The sequence below is a fragment of the Salmonella sp. SG203 genome (assembly GCF_013350575.1).
GTDB classification, from domain to species: domain Bacteria; phylum Pseudomonadota; class Gammaproteobacteria; order Enterobacterales; family Enterobacteriaceae; genus Salmonella; species Salmonella enterica.
The window spans coordinates 57,457-80,272 of record NZ_SNMT01000021.1 but is presented as its reverse complement, the minus strand read 5'-3'; the positions used below and the strand labels follow the sequence as shown (position 1 = coordinate 80,272).

The following is a 22,816-nucleotide window of genomic DNA, read 5'->3' as shown; positions in this document are numbered from 1 at the left end:
GAACGAAATCAACAACAACCTGCAGCGTGTGCGTGAACTGGCGGTTCAGTCTGCTAACAGCACCAACTCCCAGTCTGACCTCGACTCCATCCAGGCTGAAATCACCCAGCGCCTGAACGAAATCGACCGTGTATCCGGTCAGACTCAGTTCAACGGCGTGAAAGTCCTGGCGCAGGACAACACCCTGACCATCCAGGTTGGTGCCAACGACGGTGAAACTATCGATATCGATCTGAAGCAGATCAACTCTCAGACCCTGGGTCTGGATTCACTGAACGTGCAGAAAGCGTATGATGTTTCTGCGACAGACGTTATCAGCTCTACCTATAGTGATGGTACTCAGGCGATTACGGCACCAACTGCAACTGATATTAAAGCTGCATTAGGCAACCCGACAGTAACTGGCGATACATTGACTGCCGCCGTATCCTTTAAGGATGGTAAATATTATGCCACTGTAAGTGGTTATACCGATGCGGGGGATACTGCCAAAAATGGTAAATATGAAGTTACCGTTGATAGTGCTACAGGGGCTGTATCATTCGGTGCTACCCCAACTAAATCTACTGTTACAGGTGATACCGCTGTTACTAAGGTACAGGTTAATGCTCCTGTAGCAGCAGATGCTGCCACGAAAAAAGCCTTACAAGATGGGGGCGTTTCATCTGCGGATGCAAGTGCCGCGACATTGGTCAAAATGTCTTATACCGATAAAAATGGTAAGACAATTGAAGGCGGTTATGCGCTTAAAGCCGGCGATAAGTATTACGCTGCAGATTACGATGAAGCGACAGGAGCAATTAAAGCTAAAACCACAAGTTATACTGCTGCTGACGGCACTACCAAAACAGCGGCTAACCAACTGGGTGGTGTAGACGGTAAAACCGAAGTCGTTACTATCGACGGTAAAACCTACAATGCCAGCAAAGCCGCTGGTCATGATTTCAAAGCACAACCAGAGCTGGCTGAAGCAGCCGCTAAAACCACCGAAAACCCGCTGCAGAAAATTGATGCCGCGCTGGCGCAGGTGGATGCGCTGCGTTCTGACCTGGGTGCGGTACAGAACCGTTTCAACTCTGCTATCACCAACCTGGGCAATACCGTAAACAACCTGTCTGAAGCGCGTAGCCGTATCGAAGATTCCGACTACGCTACCGAAGTCTCCAACATGTCTCGCGCGCAGATTCTGCAGCAGGCCGGTACTTCCGTTCTGGCGCAGGCTAACCAGGTCCCACAGAACGTGCTGTCTCTGTTACGTTAATTTATTTCGTTTTATTCAGCCCCGTGAATCCGGGGCTTTTTCATTCAGCATAGATGAATATATCTTTATGGAATGTATAGCTGTAAATGATATTTCCTACGGGCGAGAGGCTGAAATATGGCCGCGGGATTATTCTATGCTTGCTCGTCGAGTTCAATTTCTACGTTTTAATGATATCCCTGTTCGATTGGTGAGTAATAATGCCCGGATAATCACAGGCTACATTGCGAAGTTTAATCCGAAGGAAAATTTGATTCTGGCTTCGGATAAACCTAAAGGAAATAAGCGCATTGAAGTTAAACTAGAGTCTCTGGCAATTCTTGAAGAATTATCAGGTAATGACGCTTTTAATCTTTCGCTGGTACCGGCTGACGGATTTAATCTTCAGCAATATACTCCATCAAGAAGAGATTATTTCTCGATTTGCAATAAGTGCTATAAACAGGGAGTCGGTATCAAAATCTATATGAAGTATGGACAGGTTTTGACTGGCAAAACGACAGGCGTAAATGCGTGTCAGGTTGGTGTGAGGAAACCCAATGGCAATCATATGCAAGTTATGTTTGACTGGGTGAGCAGGATCACGTCTTCGGATTATGCTGAATAACGCCTACGGTAATAAAAAATTCCGTGAGAAAAGTAAAACTTAGGGGCTACCGGAGAGGACCTGATGAACGGAGGACATGAACGGTATTCATCGTGCCAGACTCCTGCTCTTGTCAGAAGAAGGTAAAAGTAGGTTCCGCGACGCATTTGGGTTCACGGGCATCATAAGAGAGATGAACACTGATAAAGTACTTTCTCCTGGGGTACCGGAACAGTCCAGGAAAGAGGGCAGTTGCACTATTGTCGTCTGGTGATGATTACTCTTCATTCATGCTTGCCGAACGAGTTGAAGCGATGTAAAAGGCCGTAGCTACCGATCCCAACAATCACAAAATTTACCAGGCCTTTTATGAAGGCTCAAATTTGGCTCAATGGGTACGCCAACGCCTTCTGTGATACTGTAGGGGGCCAGGTTATCCGTGGCGATTCACGACAGCCTCCTAATGCGCAATGGTCAAAGCATCTTCAAGCGCCCGCTGCTCTAGGTTTTGCATGTGGCAACATACATGAAGTGAAAGGTCGTGAGTACGATGCAGTATGCGTCGTAGTCCCGCCGAATCGAGCCCCTGAAAACAGAATTGAAGCACTGTTTGAGTCATGGCAAGAACGAGTAGATGCTGAGGCAAAGCGTGTACTCTACGTTGGCCTAACCCGTGCTCGCAATTTTGTTGCTCTTGCGATACCAAACGCCTTTGCAGGGCGTTGTGTTGATCTGCTGACCACAGGCCAAGTGCCCTACACAAGAGTGAATTTGTGAACCAGATACCAACAGTTTTCATATCCTATTGATATAAACTAATTTTAAATGGATTTTTCGCTATGTGGCATGACAACGAGACAACTGTTGATTATTTGAATTTTGGTGTTGTTGCTGATGCATGCGCAAGCCTGCTGAAGCAGGCTAATGGGGAACCTATTTCTATAGGGGTCTCAGGTGGCTGGGGAGCTGGTAAATCTTCTCTGGTGAAAATGATTGCATCCCGCCTGGAGAGCTCCTCAGTTAAAGGGGCGTTGGTTGAAGAGAGAAATCAAGAAAAGCATTCCTTCGTCGTACTCACTTTCAATCCATGGCTGTACCAAGATTTTGAGTCCGCCAGAAGTGCATTGTTACAAATTGTGGGGGACGAGATTGTTCGGCTTACAGATGAAAATAAGACTATCACTGACAAAGTATCTGAATTGTGGCGAAGGATAAATCTTCTCCGAGTCGCTCAATTAAGCGGCGAAGCTGCATTGACTTTAACTACTGGCATTCCTGTCGGTTCTCTTGGAAAAACCGTTTGTAAATTGGCTGGTTGGTTTGCGTCGGATGACAAATCGAGCAATGGATCATCAGATACAGATAGTCTCGAGCTAAATACCAGTGGTCTTCTAAAACCGAGTGAACCATTCTCGATGCCAGCCCATATTCAGGCATTCAGGGATACTTTAGAGAGTATTCTCGATGAGTTGAAAATTACGCTAGTAATATTTGTGGATGATTTAGACAGATGTTTGCCACAAACAGCAATTTCAACACTTGAATCAATTCGTTTATTACTATTTATTCGCCGTAGCGCTTTCGTTATTGCTGCAGATAATGATTTTATAAAAGCTGCAGTGAAGGTTCACTTTGATGGAGCGGGAATTACGGGCGATGTTGCAACTAACTATTTCGATAAATTAATACAGGTTCCACTGCATGTTCCTCGCCTTGGTTTGAATGAGGCGAAAGCGTATCTGGTGCTTTTGCTGCTTGAGCGAGAGACCAACGCAGGTCATTTCAGTAAGGAAAGATTCAATCATGCTCTTAGCGTTATCCCTGAGAAGCTGCGTAATAGTTGGAAAGGTGAAACGATCAATCAAGAGTTTTTATATGAACTGGTTGAGCATGTTAATGCACTCAAAAGTTTAATGGATTTAGCCCAAGGCCTTGCGGCTCTTCTTCATAGTTCTTTAGCAGTAAACGCTAATCCCCGGCTAATGAAAAGATTTTTAAATACTGTTTATTTGCGTGATGCTCTTTCTGCGCCTCAGGGAATAACGTTAGATATAGCCGCACTGGCAAAATGGCATCTCCTTGAAAGGTGCGACGAAAGCCTTGCTGAGGAACTTGCTAGTCGTGTTCATTCGGATAATGACGGTAGGGTACAAGTTTTGGCGGATGCTGAAGCTGCTGCAGCGGGTCAGAGTAGTTTACCTGAGCCTTTCAAGAATACGCCATTTACTCAGCAATGGCTCCAACTCCTGCCAGCTTTGGGAACCGAGGATCTACGCCCGCTTCTCCACCTCAGTCGTGACTCTGGAACTCGTGACTTCGGTGATGACAATATGACTCCTGATTCTAGAAAATTGAGAGACGCACTGAAAGTTGCAACTAATGGTCATGAGTCCTTAGTTGAACTTATGAGGAAAATAGGACCTTCACAGACAGAGTTGGCGATGACTAAGGCTTGGCAGAGCAATAGTACCTCACGTACCTGGAAGAGTAGCAAAGAAATTGTAATGCTGATTGAGTGCTGCAAGGTTTACACGGAAATTGGGAATAAAGCAGTCAGCTTGTTGGATCAGGCTCCTCTGAAACTTATTGGCCCAGGTTTAATCCCAACTCTTGGTGCTCAGCCATGGGCACAGCAACTTTTAGAACGATGGAAAGATCTTAACGAATTACCAAAAACAACTAGGAATGCAATTGTGAACCTTGGGAGGAGGCGCTAATGGGAACATCAACTTCTAGTGGGGGAGGCCGTGCAGGTTCACCGTTTGATCCTGAATGGTTAAAACCTGAAAGTGACTCTACAACAGGTGGAGGTGATTCGCCTGATTCACCATCGGAGGAGAACGGTGGAAATGTAATTCCTGATGGTGCAATAGCACCAGAACGACGGTTTGGACCTGCTCGTTCGCTACTTGGGAGATATCTGCAAAATGGCAGCCACGATAATTTACGTGGTGCGACAAAAAGCATGGTCTCCAAAGGCATGGGGGGCGCGCGACGAGCAGCCGCTACTATGCGAGGTGTTGCCAGTGGTGTCGGTAGTCTTGGTGAGTTCCTGACGTCTGTTAGGGATGGAAACGACCAGCGAGTGATTGATTGGCTTACTCACGTTCGTCAAGAGAACCTTTCGGCAACAGATCTTACTCTTGAAATTTTGAAAGAGGTTATTCCTGGGACAGGAAGCGTTGATGACGAATCGCTCCGTAATGCTGGCGCGGAGGCTATGGCACAACTCTATGAACTTTATCCGGACGTGGACATATTTAATCTCACGGATGCGCAGATAGCTGAAGTCATGGGGTTGACCATTGCGAATGAGATTTGTAATCGAATAGATCTCCAGCTTGGACAGACTTACGAAAAATTAAAATATGATCCTTTATTAATTCAGGAACGGCGTTCTGATATTCGCGAGTGGGTCGGTGCTGAGGTTAGAGTGGTATTGGAAAAACAAACTACAAAAAATACAGAACCGAAAAGTTTGGCTCAGTCAATTCTCTTGTCTGCCTTAGAGGTATTTTCAGAATGATTAAAGTTATGTGTGCTAAAGCAGAACTGATTCCAGCGCAGATTCCTGCTGATGAGCGAGTATTCTCCTATTTTAAAGGCGCTAAGCGTGCAGGTGTTGGTACAATTGCGAATCGATGGCATGGTGCATTAAAACGGGGTGGGTTTCGACCTTCAACAGAGATTTGGGATTTCGTACAGTTTTGCCTCGCGGTATGTAGCGCGGATCTATCAAGCCCTAGAAGAACAAGTGCAGATGGCTGGACCCGGAATATTCAGCTTACGGTTGGGTTGTGCGATCCAGATAAATGGCTACCGCTGAAATCTGATCTTGAAGATATGCTAAAAGTTCTGACTGGTGATTATTGGTTATTAAATTTCAATAATGCAGGCATGGAATCTCCTCAAGGAGACGGGGCTTTTCTCAGCAATGACTGCGTGTCTTTATTATCGGGGGGATTAGATAGTCTAATAGGTGGGATTGATTTAGTAACTAAAGGCCAAAAACCTCTATTTGTTTCTCAGCTCGCACATAAAGATTCAGAGCGACAGAGAGCATACGCGGCTATGCTGATGGGAAATGGCTCACATTATCAATGGAGTCATGGTATCAGCTTCAAAGGATCGCGCGAACCTTCTACACGTGGTCGTTCATTAGCTTTTTATGCATTTGCACTACTTGCTTCAACAAAAATCAACCAACCGAAGCCAACAATATTTATCCCGGAAAATGGGGTGATCTCCATTAATCCTCCTTTGGTTCCAGGGCGTGTATCTAGTTTGAGTACTCGAACAACGCATCCTATGTTTATCGATATGTTGCAAAGAGTTCTGGATACTTTGGGTATTAATGTGCAGTTTCAATTGCCTTACCGTTTTAAAACTAAAGGCGAAATGATGCGGGAATGTCTTGACCAAGACCTCTTGCAAAAATGGGCTGCTGATTCTACAAGTTGTGGCCGTTTTCGAACTTATAATCGTCAGCACTGTGGACGCTGTGTTCCATGCTTGATCCGTCGGGCTGCATTCCTTGCATGGAAACCTGAGGGGGATACAACATCTTACCGCTTTGAGTCTGTTGTTGGCAGTGATAAATCAAGTGCACCCGATGATCCTATGGCTGTTGCACTTGCCATCCTTGATGTAAGGAAGAGAGGGCTTGATAGATTTCTTGGTGGCTCGTTGGCTTTTGCACCGATTAACGAGCGCCCTATGTACCGTAGAGTTTTGCAAGAAGGTATAAAAGAGCTAGAAACTGTACTCACTCAGGATAAATTGCTTTGATTGATTTTCACTGTCACGTTGATTTGTATCCCAAGGCTAGAAATGTTTATGCCGGTGCGATTAAGCGTAATGTTTTCACTTGGTTAGTTACTACGAGCCCAAAGGCTTTTCAGGCTACAAGTCATGTTTTAGAAAAACATGAATCGGTAATGATCAGTCCTGGACTTCATCCTGAAATTGTCGCTGATCGTTTCCAGGAATTGGAAATGCTTCTCGAGTTGATTCAAAACGTAGCTGCTGTAGGTGAGATTGGATTGGATGGTTCAAAACGATATTCCACCAGTTACGCGATGCAACGTCGAGTGTTTTCCGAGGCGGTCAGGAAGTGCCACGATGTTGGGGGACGAGCAATGAGCATTCACTCAAGACAGGCCGTTCCGGATGTGCTAGCTACCTTAAAAGCGTTCCCCTCTCACGGAATTCCTATTTTACATTGGTTCACTGGAAGTGTTGCGGAATTGAGGGATGCTTCAGCACAGGGATGCTGGTTCAGTATTGGTCCGGCTGCTTTCAACTCTGCCGCAGGGAAAGCTCTTGCTACTAAGCTCCCTAAAGACAAGGTTGTGCCAGAGAGCGACGGGCCATTTGCTCAATTTGACAATCGAACTGTGATGCCATGGGATTTCAATATTACAGTTCGATTGCTGGGTCAGGCGTGGTCAATGCCTGAAAATGATGTAAAGCTACAATTGTTAAGCAATACGAAAACGTTGCTTGGACAGATCGGGGTCAATCGAATTGCTCTCAACTCTTAAACGAAATGGTATTCAATTGCCACAGGTTTAACAGATATTTTAGTCGGATGGTGTAAGTCTCAATGCGTATGCTGTTTGTTGACATAGTGAGTAACCGCAACGTACTTAAATCAAGGAACCTCATAACTTTTAGGGGGAATTGGCAGCGAGAGACATTACCGACGAGTTTTATGGAGAATCATCTTTGTGAGCATTTGACTGCCAAAACTAGGTATGCTGGATTTTTATTCTACAAAAGGAAAATGTGATGGAGTCTGCACGTGATAAACATACCCGTGAGATTGTAGAGGCAGAGGATCTGTGGTTGCTTGATAGTGTTGATACGGAAGGCTATGTGTGCTGGGGGTGTGGTATAACCATGCATCCTGCTGCATGGGAAAAAGATAAAAAAGTCAGAGCCTATTTTAAAAAGAAACGACATATTCAACATCATCATGAATGTGATGCTGATGCTGAAAGCACAGTAATTCGCCAAGGCCAGAAGGCGAGTGTCCGCAACATACTGGACAGTGCTCCGGGTTTAATGCCCTCGGGATTAAAGTTGATCGAAAAACGCCCGGTTGTTGAACCCGGTTTCTCTGGTGATGAAAGTAAATCCAGTTCGACACGTTCAGCATCCTCACAATCTGGTGAAGGTAATTCATCCGAACGACAATCCCGGCGTCAAGTGAATGCTATTCGCAATATTTGCCGTGCCTTCATCCGGTTCCCGCATGACCGGGGAATGTCGCTTAACGTTCCTGGTATCAGTGGTCAAATCTACATGACGGCGTTTAAAAAGCTCCGGAATGAGATTCAACCTTACCCGGAGCCGAAGATCTTTTATGCACCACTACTCTGGAACAAATTTACTGAAAATGATGAAAAACTCATCATTCCACTGTCTGGTGAATGGGGGGAAGATGAGTCAGGTAAACCTAAACCCACTCGAAGCTACCAGATCTACATCGATTGGGCTGGCTGGTCAAAAGCCAAGCGTACCGTGGTTCGCAAAGAGCTGGAGGCCGCTCGGACAGAGGCGATAGAAGCCAAAGGGAAAGGGCTGAAAGATAAAGCTTGGGTTTTCTTTATCGGCGAGCAAAGTGCGGATAATCCGGAGATCTTCTACGTTAGCGATTATCGACTCATCTGCGCGATTGTAGGGCATATCACTTATCCCTGACGTGAAAAAGTCTTCCCGAGTGGAAAGGCCTGCTCATATGGCTATTTGTGACTACCGCCGAAATTGAGCCTGTCAGTAATTCTGTGTAACTGCCAATATATTAAAGGTGATCGTTCAGGCGGTCACCGAACTCGACAATAAAGCGACTCATCGCCAGTCACCAATTCTGGATCGGCATACTCCATTTTTTTGATGCATCCTTGATTGCCAGATAAATAACCTTTCGTACCGAGTCATCCTGACCTTCCCCCTGTAAACAGTGCCAGTCTAAACTGAAGTTTCCGGTCTTTCTTCCATCATACAGCTGGTAATCGGTATCTTTAAGTTTGGCGGCTTTGATTTCCGTATCTGTTAACGCTTGGTTCGTCTTGCCATGAGTCGTCTCCATGCTTTTAGGCCCAACGAAAACAATAGAGCTTTTCGTTGGGCCTATCAATGGGCCTAAAAAGTTCAGAATAAATTAGTTTGCTTGAGATTTTGCAGGACAAATTGAAGACACAAAAAAGCCCGCAGGGCTTGTGCCATGCGGGCTTTCAGGACTTCATCGGATGACTCTGGTAATCACCGATGGAGAATTTTGGTGGAGCTGGCGGGAGTTGAACCCGCGTCCGAAATTCCTACATACCATTTTTAGTATAGTAAAAACAACATATTGCGTTTAAAAACATCGGGTTAGTATTATTCAGTATTCGTCCGTTTTACGCGTTTTTAATGCCCTGCCGCCAAAATGCCGCCATAAATTAGCGTTTCCAATTGAGGTTGTGAAGCGGGTTTTTTGTCACTGCGTCTTCGAGGTGGTCAGGGGCAAAGTGAGCGTAAACCATCGTCATTTTTATATCTGCGTGGCCCAGAATATCGCGCAGTACCAGTATGTTTCCGCCGTTCATCATAAAGTGGCTGGCGAAGGTATGGCGCAGCACGTGGGTGCATTGGCCTTCTGGTAGCTCAATACCAGCTCTTTTTACTGCACGCTCAAAAGCTTTTCTGCATGGCGTGAATAGCTTCCCTCTGTTTTTGGGGAGTTCGTCATACAGATCCTGAGATATTGGCACGGTACGGTTTTTCTTGCCCTTCGTCTTGGTATAAGTGATGCGGTATTTTGATAGCTGATGGCCCTGCAGGTTTTCAGCTTCACTCCATCGGGCGCCAGTTGCCAGGCATACTTTTGCAATCATCAGCAAACTGGGATTCTGAGAATCAGCACAGGCATCCAGTAGACGTTTAATTTCTTCCGGTGCCAGGAACGCCAGTTCGCCCTCTGCGATTTTGAATGTTGGCAGCCCAGCGAGCGGGTTGGGTGCTGACCAGTGGCCCAGCTTTTTCAGCGTGCCAAAAACAGATGATAGGTTACGTTGTTCAAGGTTTACCGTACGGGGCTTAACTGGCGACATAAGCACGCCATCTTCATTTTTTACTTCACCTTTTAACCGTGCTTCCCTGTATTTCGTAAAATCGCCTGCGGTTAACTCTGAGGCAATGGGATCGCCCAAGCCATTACAAATAATGCTGAGTTTTGCCATCAGGCGTTTAGGGTCTGCCAGCGTCTGCCCATAAAGTGAATGCCACTGATCAATCACTTCTGACAAATGCCGCCGATCTTCCTTCTCCCCCAGCCACGGTTTTTTGTTCACCTCATCCATGGTGTGGTTTTCGAATGCTATAGCCTCGCCTTTAGTCGCAAATTGCTTGCGCACGCGCTTGCCGTCACGCCCGTTCGGGTAACACTCGCACAACCATTTTCCGTTCGGCTGTTTTCTTATCGTCATAGTTAGATGCTCTTAATGACTTTTACTGCGCGGCCAATTACCTCTACATCATCTACGGCGCACTCAAAGGATGCTTCATCCTGATGAACCACAATTTTATTGCCAGGAATGCGGGCAATCTTGACGAAGCTTTTAACGCCGTCGATGTCTACCAGCCAATAACCATTGCTGATTTGTTTCACAGACGTATCCACAACAAAGCTATCACTGGCTGTTTTTACAAAAAGAGAGTTGGAGGATTCACCATCCAGCAGTCTGCTATCGAGAAGGATTTCATCACTCGGAAGCAGTTCGCCGTTCTTCAACTCAGCATGTTTGATACTGGGAGCTACGATTTTAGAAAGTGGTCTTACCGTGACCGGGGTTTCGTTTTTGAGATTCTTTTCTTCGTTCTCACTCGCATACATATCTCCCTGACCGGTAGCCAGCCATAGAAGAGAAATTCCTGTTTCAAGGGCGCATTGAATTACCCATTCAGCGGGAAAACTATCTCTTAAGTATCTGTTAGCCATGGTGCTTTTCGAAACGTCCAGATGTTCGCAGAGCTGCTGACGCGAGCTGAAATTGTAGGCCTTAATAAGCCTGTTGATTGCATCACGCCCACCACTATCATTCCCTGCCTTGATTAAACTCATAATCAAACCTCTTGACGCATATAAAAAGTGATCTTAATATCCGCTCATGGTTTGAAAAGCAAAACCAAACCACATAAAACGAGATGAAACGAAAACAAACTAAGAGATACTGCACTATGAGCACTGATATTTCAATTCGTGTACCAAAAGAGATGGCTACGCCTGCAGAGTTCGCTGAATGGGAAGGTATCTCGCGTGGCTCTGTTTACCAGAAAATTCACCATGGTCAGCTTGCTAAGTACATGGTCAAGAAAGAAAAAAACAAAGGCCGCGTAAGCCTGCGTTACCTGATGTACAAAACCGACCAGGTTCGTGAGTCCCTCGGTCATTCCAACTTTCGCGTCATTGTTGGTCAGTAAGTTCAATTATGAGAGCTTTTTGAGGGGGGCGCATGTTTGATTATAAGATTTCCAAACATCCACACTTTGACGAAGCCTGCCGGGCTTTCGCGCTGCGTCACAACATGGCGAAGCTGGCAGAACGCGCAGGAATGAATGTCCAGACGCTGCGTAACAAGCTGAACCCGGAGCAACCGCATCAGCTGACGGCGCCGGAGATCTGGCTGCTGACTGATATCACAGAAGACTCAACGCTGGTTGACGGTTTTCTGGCTCAAATCCATTGCCTGCCGTGTGTGCCATTGAATGAAGTGGCAAAAGAGAACCTGCCGCATTACGTCATGAGTGCAACTGCGGAGATTGGACGAGTAGCTGCAGGCGCAGTATCCGGTGATGTAAAAACCAGTACGGGCCGCCGCGATGTTATCAACAGCATCAACTCTGTCACGCGCCTGATGGCACTCACCGCAGTTTCATTACATGCGCGTTTGCAGGCGAATCCGGCGATGGCAAGCGCAGTAGATACCGTGACGGGCCTCGGCGCTTCGTTCGGTCTGATCTGAGGTGGTTATGCTGACTAAAGAACCATCTTTTGCATCACTGCTTGTTAAGCAAAGTCCTGCAATGCACTGCGGTCATGGCTGGATTATGGGGAAGGATGGCAAGCGCTGGCATCCGTGCCGCTCTCAGGATGCGTTGCTGGCTGAGCTGTCCACTAAAAAGCAGGGGAAACCATGGCTATTGAAGGCGATGCTGCGACTGTTCCGCTAAGCGCTGGCCTCCGCCTTAATGGGTTAAACCACATCGCGGAATTAAGGGCGAAAGTGTTTGGCTTAAATATTGATTCAGAACTGGAGCGTTTTATTAGCGATATGCGGGACCAACGGGATATTAACCATGAGCAGAATAAACGCGCATTAGCCGCAATATTTTTTATGGCAAAGATTCCGGCGGAACGTCATAGCGTCAATGTTAGTGAGCTGACGACTGACGAAAAGCGGGAGCTGATTAAAGCAATGAACCATTTCCGTACAGTGGTGAGTTTATTTCCAAATCGGCTAGCCATGCCGAATTAACCCACAACCGAAATTAAAGGCGTAAACCCGCCGGGCTTCTTATTGCCCAAATTCAGGAGAAACAACAATGCGAAATATTGAAACCCGTATCACCAAAACCGGACCAGATGATGCTGGCCTTAACCAGATGCTGACTGATGCACGGATGGAAGAGCGCCGGGCACGTGCTGCGGCAATGGCAGCCCGTCTTGATAGCCTGGCCTGCCATATCACGTCACGCCAGCTTAACCACGTTGAAGCGGCGGAGCTGCTGCGTATTGCGGCTGAAAACATTCAGAACGAAGCGCAGGAGATCCACTGATGGCTGATTCAATGGACCTTGTACAGCAGCGCGTTGAAGAAGAACGCCAGCGCCATATCCACACCGCCCGCAACAGAACGCCGGGCGTTTCACGTGTTCTTTGCATTGATTGTGATGCACCGATCCCGCCAGCACGCCGCCGCGCCATTCCGGGCGTGCAGTGCTGTGTCACTTGTCAGGAAATCGCAGAGCTGAAAGGCAAACACTATAACGGAGGTGCAGTATGACTATGCGCATCCATCAGATAAAAATTGCACCTAAGTATTTTAATGCCGTAGTCGCTGGCAGCAAAAAGGCAGAGCTTCGCAAAGATGATCGCGGCTACAAAGTAGGTGATGTCCTTTCTCTCTGCGAATGGAAACACGGTTCATATACTGGTCGGGAATGGGCCGCTGTTATTACCCACACTTTACCGATTAATGAAGTTGTGGCAGTGGAAGGGCAATGGGTAATTCTTTCTATTCGCTCATTAACGCCGCTTGAGGCTCTCTCCTATGTCATTTCAGGGGGAGCTATATGACCACTATCCTGAAATGGGCGGGAAATAAAACCGCTATCATGCCGGAATTGATTAAGCACCTTCCTGCTGGCTCGCGGCTGGTTGAACCTTTCGCGGGTTCCTGTGCTGTGATGATGGCGACAGACTATCCTCATTATCTTGTCGCGGATATTAATCCAGATCTTATCAATCTCTATAAAAAAATCGCCCTTGATTGTGAAGCTTTCATATCACGGGCAAAAAATATTTTTGCGATCGCGAATAGAGAAGTTGCTTATTACAACATTAGACATGAATTTAATCATTCATCTGAAATAACTGATTTCATGAAAGCAGTATATTTCCTTTATCTCAATCGCCATGGCTATCGTGGTCTTTGCCGTTATAACCAGAAGGGTGAATATAACAATCCATACGGACATTATAAAAAGCCGTACTTCCCTGAAAATGAAATACGCACATTTGCCGAGAAGGCTAAACGTGCAACGTTTATTTGTGCCAGCTTTGAGGAAACGCTGTCGCTGCTGCAGGCTGGTGATGTTGTTTATTGTGATCCGCCATACGATGGCACATTTAGCGGTTATCACGCTGCCGGTTTTACAGAGGACGACCAGTATCATCTGGCGTCTATTCTTGAGCGCCGGTCATCAGAAGGTCATCCGGTTATCGTGTCCAACAGCGACACATCCCTGACACGCTCCCTTTATCGTAATTTCACCCGCCACCGTATCAGCGCTAAGCGCAGCATGGGCGTGGCTGCAGGTGATGGTAAATCTGCATCAGAAATCATCGCTACGAAATCAGTATGCTGGTTCGGTGTTGATTTTGCCAGAGGTCCAGACCGTACCGTTGAGGTGCGCGTATGAATGCCATCGATCCGCGCTGCTTCGCTGCCAGCACCATCAATACCATCAGTATTTCAGGCGGCAAAGATAGTCTTGCACAGTGGCTAAGAGCTATTGAAAACGATGTTCCGCATATTTCTGTCTTTGCTGATACGGGCCATGAACACCCGCAGACGATGGAATATCTGGATTATCTGGAATCAAAGCTGGGCAAGGTTATCCGCGTTAAAGCCGATTTCACGCGCCAGATAGAAGGGAAACGTAAATTTATTGCGGAAAAGTGGCCCGTTTCTCTGGTTCAGGAATGCGGTATGTCGCCGGATGAGGCTGCAGAGCGTATCCATCGGGCACTGGAAATCCTTAAACCAACCGGCATTCCGTTTCTTGATTTGTGCATGTGGAAAGGCCGTTTTCCTTCAACAAAAGTTCGTTTTTGTACTTTTGAGCTGAAACATGAGCCGGTGCGTACGCAGGTGATCGTCCCGGCTCTGGATGAATACGACGAGGTAATCAGCTGGCAGGGCGTCAGGGGACAGGAATCCCCAGAGCGTGCTTTGCTGCCTGAGTGGGAGGAAGACGCAGACGATACACCGGGCCTTCATGTCTATCGTCCGATCCTCAACTGGCTGCATGAAGATGTGTTCGCTCTTGCCAGACGCCATGGCATTAAGCCTAACCCACTTTATCTGCAGGGCTGCAGCCGTGTCGGGTGTATGCCATGTATTCACGCCCGCAAGTCCGAGCTTGCAGAAATTTTCCAGCGCTGGCCTGAAGAAATCAGCCGTGTGGCTGAATGGGAGAGGATGGTTGCAGAATGTTCACGGCGTGGCAATTCAACATTCTTCCCGTCCACGCATGACCCGCGCCGTGCTGAAAAACGTATTGAAGTCATTACCGTTGATGCTTATGGCATTGAGTCTTATCGCGACTGGGCCTTAACCACTCGTGGCGGTGTGCAGTTCGATCTGCTGGCAGGAATGAATGATAAGGCGGTGTGTAGCAGTGTTTATGCGGGAGTCTGCGAGTGACGGAAATCACTACAGGCCGCCTTGCCGCCACATTTGTAACTGAAAATCCCGGTAGCGTTGAGAATGTTGCCGGACTTTATTCGTGGAATTTGCCCAAACAAGCGGTTAACCCGTATCTGGACCCGGCGGAAGTTGCGCCGGAGTCTGCGCTTTCAAACCTCATCACTCTGTACGCTGCGGATAACGAGCAGGAGCATCTGCGCCGTGAGGCGCTGAGTGATAAGGTTTGGGAACGTTATTTCTTCAATGAACCCCGCGATCCTGTCCAGCGTGAAATGGAGCAGGATCGGCTGATTAGCCATGCCAAAATGGCCCGCGAACAGCAGCGCGTTAATCCTGATTTGGTGATTATTGCCGATGTAAGCGCCGCGCCTGCCCATATCAGCAAGCCTCTGCTGGAGCGGATTAAATACTTCAATACCTTGGGGCGTCCGAAAGCGTATTCCCGCTATCTGCGCGAAACTATCAGACCGTGTATTGATCGGCTGGAACGCGTGCGGGACTGCCAAATGTCCGCTTCGTTTCGGTTTATGGCGAGCCATGACGGACTGGAGGGGCTGCTGATTCTGCCTGAAATGAGTCAGGATCAGGTCAAACGTCTGTCCACGCTGGTTGCGGCACATATGAGCATGTGCCTTGATGCTGCCTGCGGTGATCTGTTTGTTGCCGAAGATGTTAAGCCAGAAGAGATCCGCAAGGCATGGGAAAGGGTTGCTGCAGAAGCCATGCGCCTTGAGGTCATCCCGCCTGCCTTTGAGAAGTTGCGTCGCAAAAAGCGCCGCCGCAAGCCGGTGCCTTATGAGCTTATCCCGCCGTCGCTGGCGCGCATGCTGTGTGCGGACTGGTGGTATCGCAAATTGTGGCAGATGCGCTGCGAGTGGCGGGAGGAACAGCTGCGCGCCGTCTGCCTGGTCAACAAGAAAGCGTCCCCGTATGTCAGCTATGAAGCCATGATCCACAAACGCGAGCAGCGCCGCAAATCGCTGGAGTTTTTCCGCTCGCATGAGCTGGTCAACGAAGATGGCGACACGCTGGACATGGAAGACGTGGTAAACGCCAGCAACAGTAACCCGGCACACCGCCGTAATGAAATGATGGCCTGTGTTAAGGGGCTGGAGCTGATAGCGGAAATGCGCGGAGACTGCGCAGTGTTCTATACCATCACCTGCCCGTCACGCTTCCACGCAACCCTCAACAACGGCAGACCTAATCCGAAGTGGACCAGTGCCACTGTCCGGCAGAGCAGTGACTATCTGGTTGATACGTTCGCCGCTTTCCGCAAGGCAATGCACAAGGCCGGGCTGCGCTGGTATGGCGTCCGCGTTGCAGAGCCGCACCATGACGGCACCGTGCACTGGCATCTTCTGTGCTTCATGCGCAAAAAAGACCGCCGTTCCATCACCGCGCTGTTGCGTAAGTTTGCCATCCGTGAAGACCGCGAGGAGCTGGGCGCCAATACCGGGCCGCGCTTCAAGTCCGAGCTAATCAACCCGCGCAAGGGCACGCCGACAAGCTACATCGCCAAATACATCAGTAAGAACATCGACGGGCGCGGGCTGGCTAAAGAAATCAGCAAAGAAACCGGCAGATCACTGCGTGACAGCGCTGAGCATGTCAGCGCCTGGGCGTCGCTGCACCGTGTCCAGCAATTCCGTTTCTTTGGTATTCCGGGGCGTCAGGCATACCGAGAGCTGCGTTTGCTGGCTGGTCAGGCGGCCAGAGTGCAGGGCGAACGCAAAGCGGGTGCGCCGGTATTGGATAACCCGCGTCTGGATGCGGTACTGGCGGCAGCTGATGCGGGCTGCTTTGCCACCTACATCATGAAGCAGGGCGGTGTACTGGTTCCCCGTAAACATCACCTTGTCCGCACGGCTTATGAGCTTAACGACGAACCGAGCGCCTACGGCGATCACGGTATCCGTATCTATGGCATCTGGTCCCCGATTGCAGAGGGCAAGATTTGCACGCACGCGATGAAGTGGAAAAAGGTTCGTAAGGCCGTTGACGTTCAGGAGGCGACAGCCGACCAGGGCGCTTGCGCCCCTTGGACTCGTGGCAATAACTGTCCCCCTGTTGAAAATCTGAACAAATCAGGGGGTGATTTACCCGATATTAAAGCCATGGATGAGAAGGAGCTGCAGGAATATCTCTACAACATGGGCCAGAAGGAACGGCGGGAGCTGACAGCCAGGTTAAGGCTGGTAAAACCAAAGCGGAAAAAAGCATACAAACAGACTATTTCGGATCAGCAGCGCCTGCAGCTTGAGGCAGAGCTGAGTTCAAGAGGGTTCGATGGTAGCGAGTCAGAGATTGACCTGCTTCTGCGCGGCGGCAGTATTCCGTCAGGTGGAGGGCTACGTATTTTTTACCGCAATCACCGCCTGCAGGAAGATGACAAATGGCGTCAGTGGTACTGATGCTGCAGCTTTAACAATTCTTGCTCTTATTGATCCGCATCAGAGCGATCTAATTGACAGATAAAAAACGGTTTACATTCGCAAATTCCTACTATACTGTAATTATAAACAGTGGATATATATACAGTTGTTGTGTATCCGAGGTAGTGATAGGAGGGAAAATGCAGGATTATCTTTTGGAGTCGTTGAAGCTCCAGCGCATTGATTTTTTTATCAAGCTTGTAGCGGCTAGTGAGTGCAGCGACGAAGAAAAGCGGCTGGCTATCCAGTGGGTGTCCGAAATGACCGACGAGCTGATGGCGAAAATCCGCAGCCATGAATACTGCCGGTCAATGGACGTCACCAGTTAAGGGGGATCTGTATGCGCATTGAAATAATGATCGATAAAGAGCAGAAGATTAGCCAGTCTACACTGGACGCCCTTGAATCCGAGCTTTACCGTAATTTGCGCCCTCTGTATCCCAAAACAGCAATTCGTATCCGTAAGGGCAGCGCCAATGGCGTTGAGCTGAGCGGGTTAAAACTGGATGAAGACAAAAAGCGAGTGATGGAAATAATGCAGCAGGTCTGGGAGGACGATAGCTGGCTGCATTAAGAAACATTGTAGGCGTCAGAACTTGATTCTGACGCCCACGAGGTTGAACAACGAGTAAGGCGAGGCGTTAGGTGAAGTAACTCCTTATAAGCCATCTATGATTGAAGGGTGACTTTTTTTAACGTATCAAAAACGATTTTCGTAAACTCATTTTCATTTCTAACATCAATATAAGCAAGGCCACTATTGGTGATCTTGAGCTTACCGGAATATTCTAATGAATTAACAGAGCAAACAAGCCTGTCAATTCTTATTTTTTTACCCTCTAATTCTTCTTTATAATACTTTCTAAGATCACTGCTGCCAATTATTTGCATTTTAGCTGTGGCGTAATCAGAAACTCTAACCCTTGAAATATCAAGTTGTGTTAAATTGATATTTACACTTGAAGATATTTCATTAAGCCAGTCTATAGGGTTTATGTCAATTTCTTCCAAACTAACACCTAAGCCAAGATTTTTTACCAAAGCCTGCGAAAAAGGCTTTAAAGTTCTGGGTGGGTTAGTAATCTGCATTACAGGAAGAGAGTCTAAAGCCACGCTAAAATTTGTGGTGCGATATTCGATTCTTTCAACGGTAGTTTCGCTTCCGTCAAAGCTTGATATTTTGTCATGATAAACAATACGCTCGACAAAGCGCCCATTTGCAAAATCATGGCGTATTTTATCAAAAATGAACCCTTTCCCTTTATCCTCTGTAAAAGAATCAAGAGAAAGACGTCTAACGGCTGTTTCAAACTCAAGCCGTATGTTTAACTTAAGCCATTTAACCTTTTTCATCTTCGTTCACCTCTGATCCTATTATTATATTATAGGCATTTTCAGCGGCGGACTCAATTAATTCACTAATATGTTTTTTCTCTTGTGCCGTTGCCGCGCGAATGGTTACATTGAAACCGTCTTCTTTTTGATTGTTTATCCCTTTAATTTGATAGGCAAAGTCACAGCATTTTTCTGAGTCTTTGAAAAATGCTTCGACGTTGATTCTGTCTCCAATTCCACTTGTCGGCTTTGAAGACCATGCAATACGCCCGATATAATAACCTTTCTCATGTAGTTGAGAAAATATAGCTGAACTATTTACCCCTTCACCATTAAGGACGGCTTTCTTAACAAATCCGGTATCAATAGTTTCTTCCTTGTCTTCATCCTCACTAGCATCAGTACTGCGATTTAATTCGACTTTTGTTACGTCATCAGTCTCATAACCACGTAGACCATTCATTAATTCCTGAAAAAACTGACTTCGCAATGTAGGATCAGTTATTGCTAGTAATGATATTTCGAAGCGCTCTATAGGTTCGGACTTGATTTTAGATAGCTCGTTTTGCAAGCTCTCAATAACTTTTTTTGCCTCGGGGTTTTGAGGCATACGTACTTCAACTTTGTCAGCTCCAGGGCGAAGTTCTATTATAACATTCCGCTTGTCGATCTGACGTAATGCAGTTTTAGACAGGTCTATTTCTTCATATTTGTATTCTACTGTAAGCGAGCCATCTTTTTTAGCTACAATATTCAGGCTTTGACCTTTACTAGGGGAGCATGTTTTTTTTAGTGCTTCAGCAGCACTTTTTAATTCGGCCTGATTTGTTGAGGTTTGGAAGCTCACACTAGTAGTGCTTTCCCTTGGGTCATATGTTTTGACCAGTTTTTTTATGTGTTCTAATTCATTAAATCCGTGAGGAAGTTTGGATATTTCCTCAATTAGTATTTCCTTGTCGAGTTCTGGTGATAAAAACACACCTCGATTCAACAATAATTCATGCAACTTTGCAGCGGTTATCCTTTTATGATGTAATGCATCATAAATATTTTTATCAGTTGCGAAATATAGTTTTTTAGCCATTATCGTTGCTCCATGCCGATTTGTTCAAGATTATATTCAACAACAATTTTGTCTGTCTTGTCGAAGTCAATTTTAAGAAAAAGTCTTTCATCCTCGCCTAAGAGCCAGTCTGTGCTGTATTTCTTTTTCGCTCTTTCAAAATGATGAATGGCATTTTCATTTGGGTGAATGTGACAATGGCGTAATACGATTGGTTTACCTTCGGTTAATATCTGATAAGTTGATAACATATCAAAGAAGTAAACGAATTCGTCTACTGAATCCCCCGGTTGATTGTAATAAACAACATATCCCTCAGGGTTTTTATCTCTGAGCCAACTGAAAGCCTCATGCTTTATTATAATGTATGGTGATGTTAATAATTCAATTGTTGCAGGTGTTGTCTGATTAATAGGGTGCTTTATTCTTGTTAGGGAAAGATCTGGATAATAATATGTGAACTTATCAGGTTGAGGAAGTTTGCCTGAACCAATTAATTTAGTTATGTCAGAAGATATGTTTATCAAATCTGATATTTTATAAGGGTCAAGCAAATGTAGTTTGATATTTGGAGGGCAATTTATAGATGAGTGATCTAATTTTTTTGTAATATTCTCATAGAAGTCTTTATCATATAAATTATCATGGTTATATAAGAATAATAACCCTCTTACGTTATAACCTAAAGAATCATCATGAACATATTTCAATCGCCATTCTTCACTCACATTTGCACACTCGGTAGCTAAAGCAAGCGATGTTAAAGCTCCCTCGACTATTTTTTTCCCAATAGTACCTTCTGCATAGCTTTTAAGGTCTGTGTTGAGATAGACCATTTCCTCCTCATATGGATCTATGTAGAAAAATACAACATCGCTTGGATGCGTTTTCTTGGAATGAGCCTCTTGGCAACAATCCCAATTCATGTCCGCTCTAGCGGCACGATCCCATTTGAACACTGAGAAAATATCATCAGAAATCTTACCTGCGACTCGTTGTATAGCCGAAGTCTCTCCACCCATTTCAATCTCGCTCCTTTACAATTGCTGTGGCAATCTGCCTGAAAATCCATCTGACTTGATGGGTAATCTAACCATATGGTTCGTATGCGTTTGTTGCATGACTATAGCGCATGAAAATGAATGATCGCAAAAGGATCGTTTTTGCTCAGTCCCGCCAGTTCTAGCGGGCCTTTGCTTATGTCATGCAAGTGCATGAAAACTACTACACAAAGCGGGCAGGCGTGGCGGGGATACGAGCGCGCGCAGCTAGCCGTATGCTGGAAATTGTGCTGGAAATCATAATTTTGATTTTGTTATGTCGTTTATGTTGTCAATAGCATAAATTCTTATTTACTATGGGGTTAAATAATTTAAGAGAAGAAATGTATTATGACTGGGGAAGTAAAAATTTTTTGCTGCGGTACTTATCATCCATATCGATACAGAGGAGAGCGTAACCCAAAAGCAGGTGATCGGCTATCACGTGCGATGATGGATTTGAAGGATCATAATAATCAAAACCACAAAAAAGCTATTCAAACATTTTCAAGTTTAATTATTGATGAATTAGAACATTATATTATTGGAAAGAAAGAGAATAAAAAGGACTTCACTTCTGTACCGTTTGAAGTATGTGTTGTCCCATCGCATGAAGAGGGTAAAGTGTCTTCTGCGTTACAAACTATAGCCCAGAAGATATGTGGACATTATGAAAATGGTAAGGTTGGTCAGTCGCTACAGAGAAAAACCACTGTTCCGAGCGCACATAAAGATAACGGAGATCGCTCAGTGGCTAATCATATGGCAACGATCTCGGTAGTCTCAGATGTAAAGAATAAAGTGATTTTGCTGATTGATGATGTGACAACAACTGGCGGAAGTATGATAGCGTGCGTAAATCTGTTAAAATCAAAAGGCGCGAGAACAGTTTTGCCATTAGCATTGTTGGAAACAGCGAATTATGAGGAGTAATAGCGTGCGCCCTTCAGATCTGAAGAAATATTTAGGCCTTACTATTCAAACAGAGAGGCTAACCTCAGAGCAAGGGTTGTTAAAACTCATTAATAGTTTACGCTTTGACTCTTTAAGAGATATTCATGATTTGGTTGAGTCAGTCAATCTAACATCAATTTTAAAAAATAAATTAACAGTTGAAAGTTTAATAAATGCTGAAAGGTATTATGATATTCACCGACAATATAAAATAGAAATTATCCCATTTGGTGATAAACGTTACCCACTTTCTTTAGCAATGACACCAAACCCACCTGCTATGCTTTATATTAGAGGTGATGTCAATATTCTTCATGAAATGCCAGGCGTAGCTATCGTCGGATCTCGGCAGGTATCGCGTGCTGGAGAGGAGATTACAAAGAGAGTCACTTCTAGAATATGTAAGAGTGGGTTAGTGATAGTTAGTGGTCTTGCTATCGGGACTGATACAAATGCTCATCAGGCATCTCTTGATGCACATGCTAAAACTATCGCTGTTTTAGCTCATGGACTCGAATTAGCCAAACCTAAACAAAATGCCAAACTGGCTAGAGACATTTTAGAGAATGGTGGGGCATGGATGTCTGAATATCCAGTAGGTCGACCAGCATTTAAACAATCTTTTGTTCAACGAAATAGAATCCAAGTTGGATTATCGGCAACGTCCATTCTTATTGAGGCAGCGAAGGATAGCGGCACTATGACTCAAGCAGATTTTGCGATAAAAGCAGGTAGACCTATTTTTGCTGTTGTACCTCATAAAATAAACAATCCCTTAGGATTAAATTGCGAAGGAAATATTCAACTGGTTAATAATAATCTTGCCAGTCCTTTAAGGACTAGTGAAGATTACGATGACTTAATGGCAGTTATTGCAGACTCAATTAATCGCATTGCTGAATATTCAAAAATATATTTAAATAATATAAATACTTCTTTACTTTAA

Annotated in this window: 27 protein-coding genes and 1 pseudogene; 22 read left to right on the top strand and 6 right to left on the bottom strand. The window is 45.8% G+C overall.

What is annotated here, in order from left to right; genetic code table 11:
• The 8 genes from HV477_RS22220 to HV477_RS22185 form a co-directional block, all read left to right on the top strand.
• Positions 1-1,261 (top strand): flagellin (locus tag HV477_RS22220; protein ID WP_175065393.1); only part of this gene is annotated, 1,261 nt, incomplete at its 5' end.
• A 67-nt stretch (positions 1,262-1,328) separates the two neighbouring features.
• On the top strand, positions 1,329-1,868 hold the full coding sequence (gene fljA / locus HV477_RS22215) for a phase 1 flagellin gene repressor FljA (RefSeq protein ID WP_045901582.1): 540 nt from the start codon (positions 1,329-1,331) through the stop codon (positions 1,866-1,868).
• Positions 1,869-2,216: 348 nt separating this feature from the next.
• Positions 2,217-2,624, top strand: coding sequence for a 3'-5' exonuclease (locus HV477_RS22210; RefSeq protein WP_023226814.1), 408 nt, complete (start codon positions 2,217-2,219; stop codon positions 2,622-2,624).
• Positions 2,625-2,686: 62 nt separating this feature from the next.
• On the top strand, positions 2,687-4,564 hold the full coding sequence (locus HV477_RS22205; protein ID WP_020839144.1) for a P-loop NTPase fold protein: 1,878 nt from the start codon (positions 2,687-2,689) through the stop codon (positions 4,562-4,564).
• The gene (locus tag HV477_RS28540) at positions 4,564-5,373 is read left to right on the top strand and encodes a hypothetical protein (protein WP_023193100.1); all 810 of its coding nucleotides are present in this window, start codon (positions 4,564-4,566) and stop codon (positions 5,371-5,373) included. Before HV477_RS22205 ends, HV477_RS28540 begins: the two co-directional genes overlap by 1 nt.
• Entirely contained in the window at positions 5,370-6,635 is a 1,266-nt protein-coding gene (gene qatC / locus HV477_RS22195) for a Qat anti-phage system QueC-like protein QatC (protein WP_020839146.1), read from the top strand. The genes HV477_RS28540 and qatC overlap by 4 nt, the downstream gene beginning before the upstream one ends.
• A complete protein-coding gene (gene qatD / locus HV477_RS22190; protein ID WP_079899358.1) occupies positions 6,632-7,390 on the top strand; it encodes a Qat anti-phage system TatD family nuclease QatD in 759 nt (252 codons plus the stop codon). Before qatC ends, qatD begins: the two co-directional genes overlap by 4 nt.
• A 247-nt stretch (positions 7,391-7,637) precedes the next feature.
• Positions 7,638-8,552 carry a hypothetical protein gene (locus tag HV477_RS22185; protein ID WP_020839148.1) on the top strand — a complete coding sequence of 305 codons (915 nt, stop codon included), beginning with the start codon at positions 7,638-7,640 and terminating at the stop codon, positions 8,550-8,552.
• A 292-nt stretch (positions 8,553-8,844) separates the two neighbouring features.
• On the opposite strand, the pseudogene HV477_RS29075 reads toward HV477_RS22185, so the two are convergent.
• From HV477_RS29075 to HV477_RS22170, 3 genes and pseudogenes are all read right to left on the bottom strand, one after another.
• Positions 8,845-8,927: pseudogene (locus tag HV477_RS29075) on the bottom strand (integrase); the annotation flags it as partial.
• A gap of 365 nt (positions 8,928-9,292) precedes the next feature.
• Positions 9,293-10,318 (bottom strand): site-specific integrase, encoded by a 1,026-nt coding sequence (locus HV477_RS22175; RefSeq protein WP_001668031.1) that lies wholly within the window; start codon positions 10,316-10,318, stop codon positions 9,293-9,295.
• 2 nt (positions 10,319-10,320) lie between these two features.
• Positions 10,321-10,953 (bottom strand): phage repressor protein CI, encoded by a 633-nt coding sequence (locus HV477_RS22170; protein WP_000052556.1) that lies wholly within the window; start codon positions 10,951-10,953, stop codon positions 10,321-10,323.
• 116 nt (positions 10,954-11,069) lie between these two features.
• On the opposite strand from HV477_RS22170, the gene HV477_RS22165 reads away from it, so the two are divergent.
• The 12 genes from HV477_RS22165 to HV477_RS22110 all read left to right on the top strand — a co-directional run bounded on the left by HV477_RS22165 (position 11,070) and on the right by HV477_RS22110 (position 18,052).
• Positions 11,070-11,312 carry a Rha family transcriptional regulator gene (locus HV477_RS22165; protein ID WP_000102106.1) on the top strand — a complete coding sequence of 81 codons (243 nt, stop codon included), beginning with the start codon at positions 11,070-11,072 and terminating at the stop codon, positions 11,310-11,312.
• Between the two features lie 32 nt (positions 11,313-11,344).
• Entirely contained in the window at positions 11,345-11,854 is a 510-nt protein-coding gene (locus HV477_RS22160; RefSeq protein WP_023232903.1) for a phage regulatory CII family protein, read from the top strand.
• A 7-nt stretch (positions 11,855-11,861) separates the two neighbouring features.
• Positions 11,862-12,062, top strand: coding sequence for a phage filamentation protein Fil family protein (locus HV477_RS22155; protein ID WP_000956168.1), 201 nt, complete (start codon positions 11,862-11,864; stop codon positions 12,060-12,062).
• Positions 12,026-12,367 (top strand): DUF5347 family protein, encoded by a 342-nt coding sequence (locus HV477_RS22150; protein ID WP_000963480.1) that lies wholly within the window; start codon positions 12,026-12,028, stop codon positions 12,365-12,367. The genes HV477_RS22155 and HV477_RS22150 overlap by 37 nt, the downstream gene beginning before the upstream one ends.
• A gap of 67 nt (positions 12,368-12,434) precedes the next feature.
• Positions 12,435-12,668, top strand: coding sequence for a DUF2732 family protein (locus tag HV477_RS22145; RefSeq protein WP_001244238.1), 234 nt, complete (start codon positions 12,435-12,437; stop codon positions 12,666-12,668).
• Positions 12,668-12,895, top strand: a complete 228-nt coding sequence (locus HV477_RS22140) for a TraR/DksA family transcriptional regulator (protein WP_000785513.1) — start codon at positions 12,668-12,670, stop codon at positions 12,893-12,895. The genes HV477_RS22145 and HV477_RS22140 overlap by 1 nt, the downstream gene beginning before the upstream one ends.
• Positions 12,892-13,188: a DUF3850 domain-containing protein gene (locus tag HV477_RS22135; protein WP_000178747.1), complete on the top strand. Its 297-nt coding sequence runs from the start codon at positions 12,892-12,894 to the stop codon at positions 13,186-13,188. Before HV477_RS22140 ends, HV477_RS22135 begins: the two co-directional genes overlap by 4 nt.
• Entirely contained in the window at positions 13,185-14,033 is an 849-nt protein-coding gene (locus HV477_RS22130; protein WP_058144947.1) for a DNA adenine methylase, read from the top strand. Before HV477_RS22135 ends, HV477_RS22130 begins: the two co-directional genes overlap by 4 nt.
• Positions 14,030-15,040: a phosphoadenosine phosphosulfate reductase family protein gene (locus HV477_RS22125; protein WP_058144948.1), complete on the top strand. Its 1,011-nt coding sequence runs from the start codon at positions 14,030-14,032 to the stop codon at positions 15,038-15,040. Before HV477_RS22130 ends, HV477_RS22125 begins: the two co-directional genes overlap by 4 nt.
• Positions 15,041-15,129: 89 nt before the next feature.
• Complete coding sequence (locus HV477_RS22120) at positions 15,130-17,457, top strand: replication endonuclease (RefSeq protein ID WP_175065396.1); 2,328 nt, start codon at positions 15,130-15,132, stop codon at positions 17,455-17,457.
• Between the two features lie 161 nt (positions 17,458-17,618).
• Complete coding sequence (locus HV477_RS22115) at positions 17,619-17,807, top strand: hypothetical protein (RefSeq protein WP_048977490.1); 189 nt, start codon at positions 17,619-17,621, stop codon at positions 17,805-17,807.
• An 11-nt stretch (positions 17,808-17,818) separates the two neighbouring features.
• Positions 17,819-18,052 (top strand): DinI family protein, encoded by a 234-nt coding sequence (locus HV477_RS22110; protein WP_001217570.1) that lies wholly within the window; start codon positions 17,819-17,821, stop codon positions 18,050-18,052.
• 95 nt (positions 18,053-18,147) lie between these two features.
• Here the strand turns inward: HV477_RS22110 and HV477_RS22105 are convergent, their stop codons facing one another.
• From HV477_RS22105 to HV477_RS22095, 3 genes are read right to left on the bottom strand one after another with little or no spacing between them, the layout of a single operon-like run.
• The gene (locus tag HV477_RS22105) at positions 18,148-18,831 is read right to left on the bottom strand and encodes a hypothetical protein (protein ID WP_047079042.1); all 684 of its coding nucleotides are present in this window, start codon (positions 18,829-18,831) and stop codon (positions 18,148-18,150) included.
• On the bottom strand, positions 18,818-19,897 hold the full coding sequence (locus tag HV477_RS22100; protein ID WP_001085272.1) for a hypothetical protein: 1,080 nt from the start codon (positions 19,895-19,897) through the stop codon (positions 18,818-18,820). The genes HV477_RS22105 and HV477_RS22100 overlap by 14 nt, the downstream gene beginning before the upstream one ends.
• Positions 19,897-20,898 carry a hypothetical protein gene (locus HV477_RS22095; RefSeq protein WP_000508501.1) on the bottom strand — a complete coding sequence of 334 codons (1,002 nt, stop codon included), beginning with the start codon at positions 20,896-20,898 and terminating at the stop codon, positions 19,897-19,899. The genes HV477_RS22100 and HV477_RS22095 overlap by 1 nt, the downstream gene beginning before the upstream one ends.
• A gap of 369 nt (positions 20,899-21,267) precedes the next feature.
• On the opposite strand from HV477_RS22095, the gene HV477_RS22090 reads away from it, so the two are divergent.
• Positions 21,268-21,849: a phosphoribosyltransferase family protein gene (locus HV477_RS22090; RefSeq protein WP_015701350.1), complete on the top strand. Its 582-nt coding sequence runs from the start codon at positions 21,268-21,270 to the stop codon at positions 21,847-21,849.
• Positions 21,839-22,816, top strand: a complete 978-nt coding sequence (locus tag HV477_RS22085) for a DNA-processing protein DprA (RefSeq protein ID WP_014344392.1) — start codon at positions 21,839-21,841, stop codon at positions 22,814-22,816. The genes HV477_RS22090 and HV477_RS22085 overlap by 11 nt, the downstream gene beginning before the upstream one ends.

Bases quoted from the DNA above. Each gene is read 5' to 3' on its own strand.
- fljA (WP_045901582.1), top strand. From the start codon at position 1,329: ATGGAATGTATAGCTGTAAATGATATTTCCTACGGGCGAGAGGCTGAA.
- HV477_RS22210 (WP_023226814.1), top strand. From the start codon at position 2,217: ATGAAGGCTCAAATTTGGCTCAATGGGTACGCCAACGCCTTCTGTGAT.
- HV477_RS22205 (WP_020839144.1), top strand. From the start codon at position 2,687: ATGTGGCATGACAACGAGACAACTGTTGATTATTTGAATTTTGGTGTT.
- HV477_RS28540 (WP_023193100.1), top strand. From the start codon at position 4,564: ATGGGAACATCAACTTCTAGTGGGGGAGGCCGTGCAGGTTCACCGTTT.
- qatC (WP_020839146.1), top strand. From the start codon at position 5,370: ATGATTAAAGTTATGTGTGCTAAAGCAGAACTGATTCCAGCGCAGATT.
- HV477_RS22185 (WP_020839148.1), top strand. From the start codon at position 7,638: ATGGAGTCTGCACGTGATAAACATACCCGTGAGATTGTAGAGGCAGAG.
- HV477_RS22175 (WP_001668031.1), bottom strand. From the start codon at position 10,318: ATGACGATAAGAAAACAGCCGAACGGAAAATGGTTGTGCGAGTGTTAC.
- HV477_RS22170 (WP_000052556.1), bottom strand. From the start codon at position 10,953: ATGAGTTTAATCAAGGCAGGGAATGATAGTGGTGGGCGTGATGCAATC.
- HV477_RS22165 (WP_000102106.1), top strand. From the start codon at position 11,070: ATGAGCACTGATATTTCAATTCGTGTACCAAAAGAGATGGCTACGCCT.
- HV477_RS22160 (WP_023232903.1), top strand. From the start codon at position 11,345: ATGTTTGATTATAAGATTTCCAAACATCCACACTTTGACGAAGCCTGC.
- HV477_RS22155 (WP_000956168.1), top strand. From the start codon at position 11,862: ATGCTGACTAAAGAACCATCTTTTGCATCACTGCTTGTTAAGCAAAGT.
- HV477_RS22150 (WP_000963480.1), top strand. From the start codon at position 12,026: ATGGCTATTGAAGGCGATGCTGCGACTGTTCCGCTAAGCGCTGGCCTC.
- HV477_RS22145 (WP_001244238.1), top strand. From the start codon at position 12,435: ATGCGAAATATTGAAACCCGTATCACCAAAACCGGACCAGATGATGCT.
- HV477_RS22140 (WP_000785513.1), top strand. From the start codon at position 12,668: ATGGCTGATTCAATGGACCTTGTACAGCAGCGCGTTGAAGAAGAACGC.
- HV477_RS22135 (WP_000178747.1), top strand. From the start codon at position 12,892: ATGACTATGCGCATCCATCAGATAAAAATTGCACCTAAGTATTTTAAT.
- HV477_RS22130 (WP_058144947.1), top strand. From the start codon at position 13,185: ATGACCACTATCCTGAAATGGGCGGGAAATAAAACCGCTATCATGCCG.
- HV477_RS22125 (WP_058144948.1), top strand. From the start codon at position 14,030: ATGAATGCCATCGATCCGCGCTGCTTCGCTGCCAGCACCATCAATACC.
- HV477_RS22115 (WP_048977490.1), top strand. From the start codon at position 17,619: ATGCAGGATTATCTTTTGGAGTCGTTGAAGCTCCAGCGCATTGATTTT.
- HV477_RS22110 (WP_001217570.1), top strand. From the start codon at position 17,819: ATGCGCATTGAAATAATGATCGATAAAGAGCAGAAGATTAGCCAGTCT.
- HV477_RS22105 (WP_047079042.1), bottom strand. From the start codon at position 18,831: ATGAAAAAGGTTAAATGGCTTAAGTTAAACATACGGCTTGAGTTTGAA.
- HV477_RS22100 (WP_001085272.1), bottom strand. From the start codon at position 19,897: ATGGCTAAAAAACTATATTTCGCAACTGATAAAAATATTTATGATGCA.
- HV477_RS22095 (WP_000508501.1), bottom strand. From the start codon at position 20,898: ATGGGTGGAGAGACTTCGGCTATACAACGAGTCGCAGGTAAGATTTCT.
- HV477_RS22090 (WP_015701350.1), top strand. From the start codon at position 21,268: ATGACTGGGGAAGTAAAAATTTTTTGCTGCGGTACTTATCATCCATAT.
- HV477_RS22085 (WP_014344392.1), top strand. From the start codon at position 21,839: ATGAGGAGTAATAGCGTGCGCCCTTCAGATCTGAAGAAATATTTAGGC.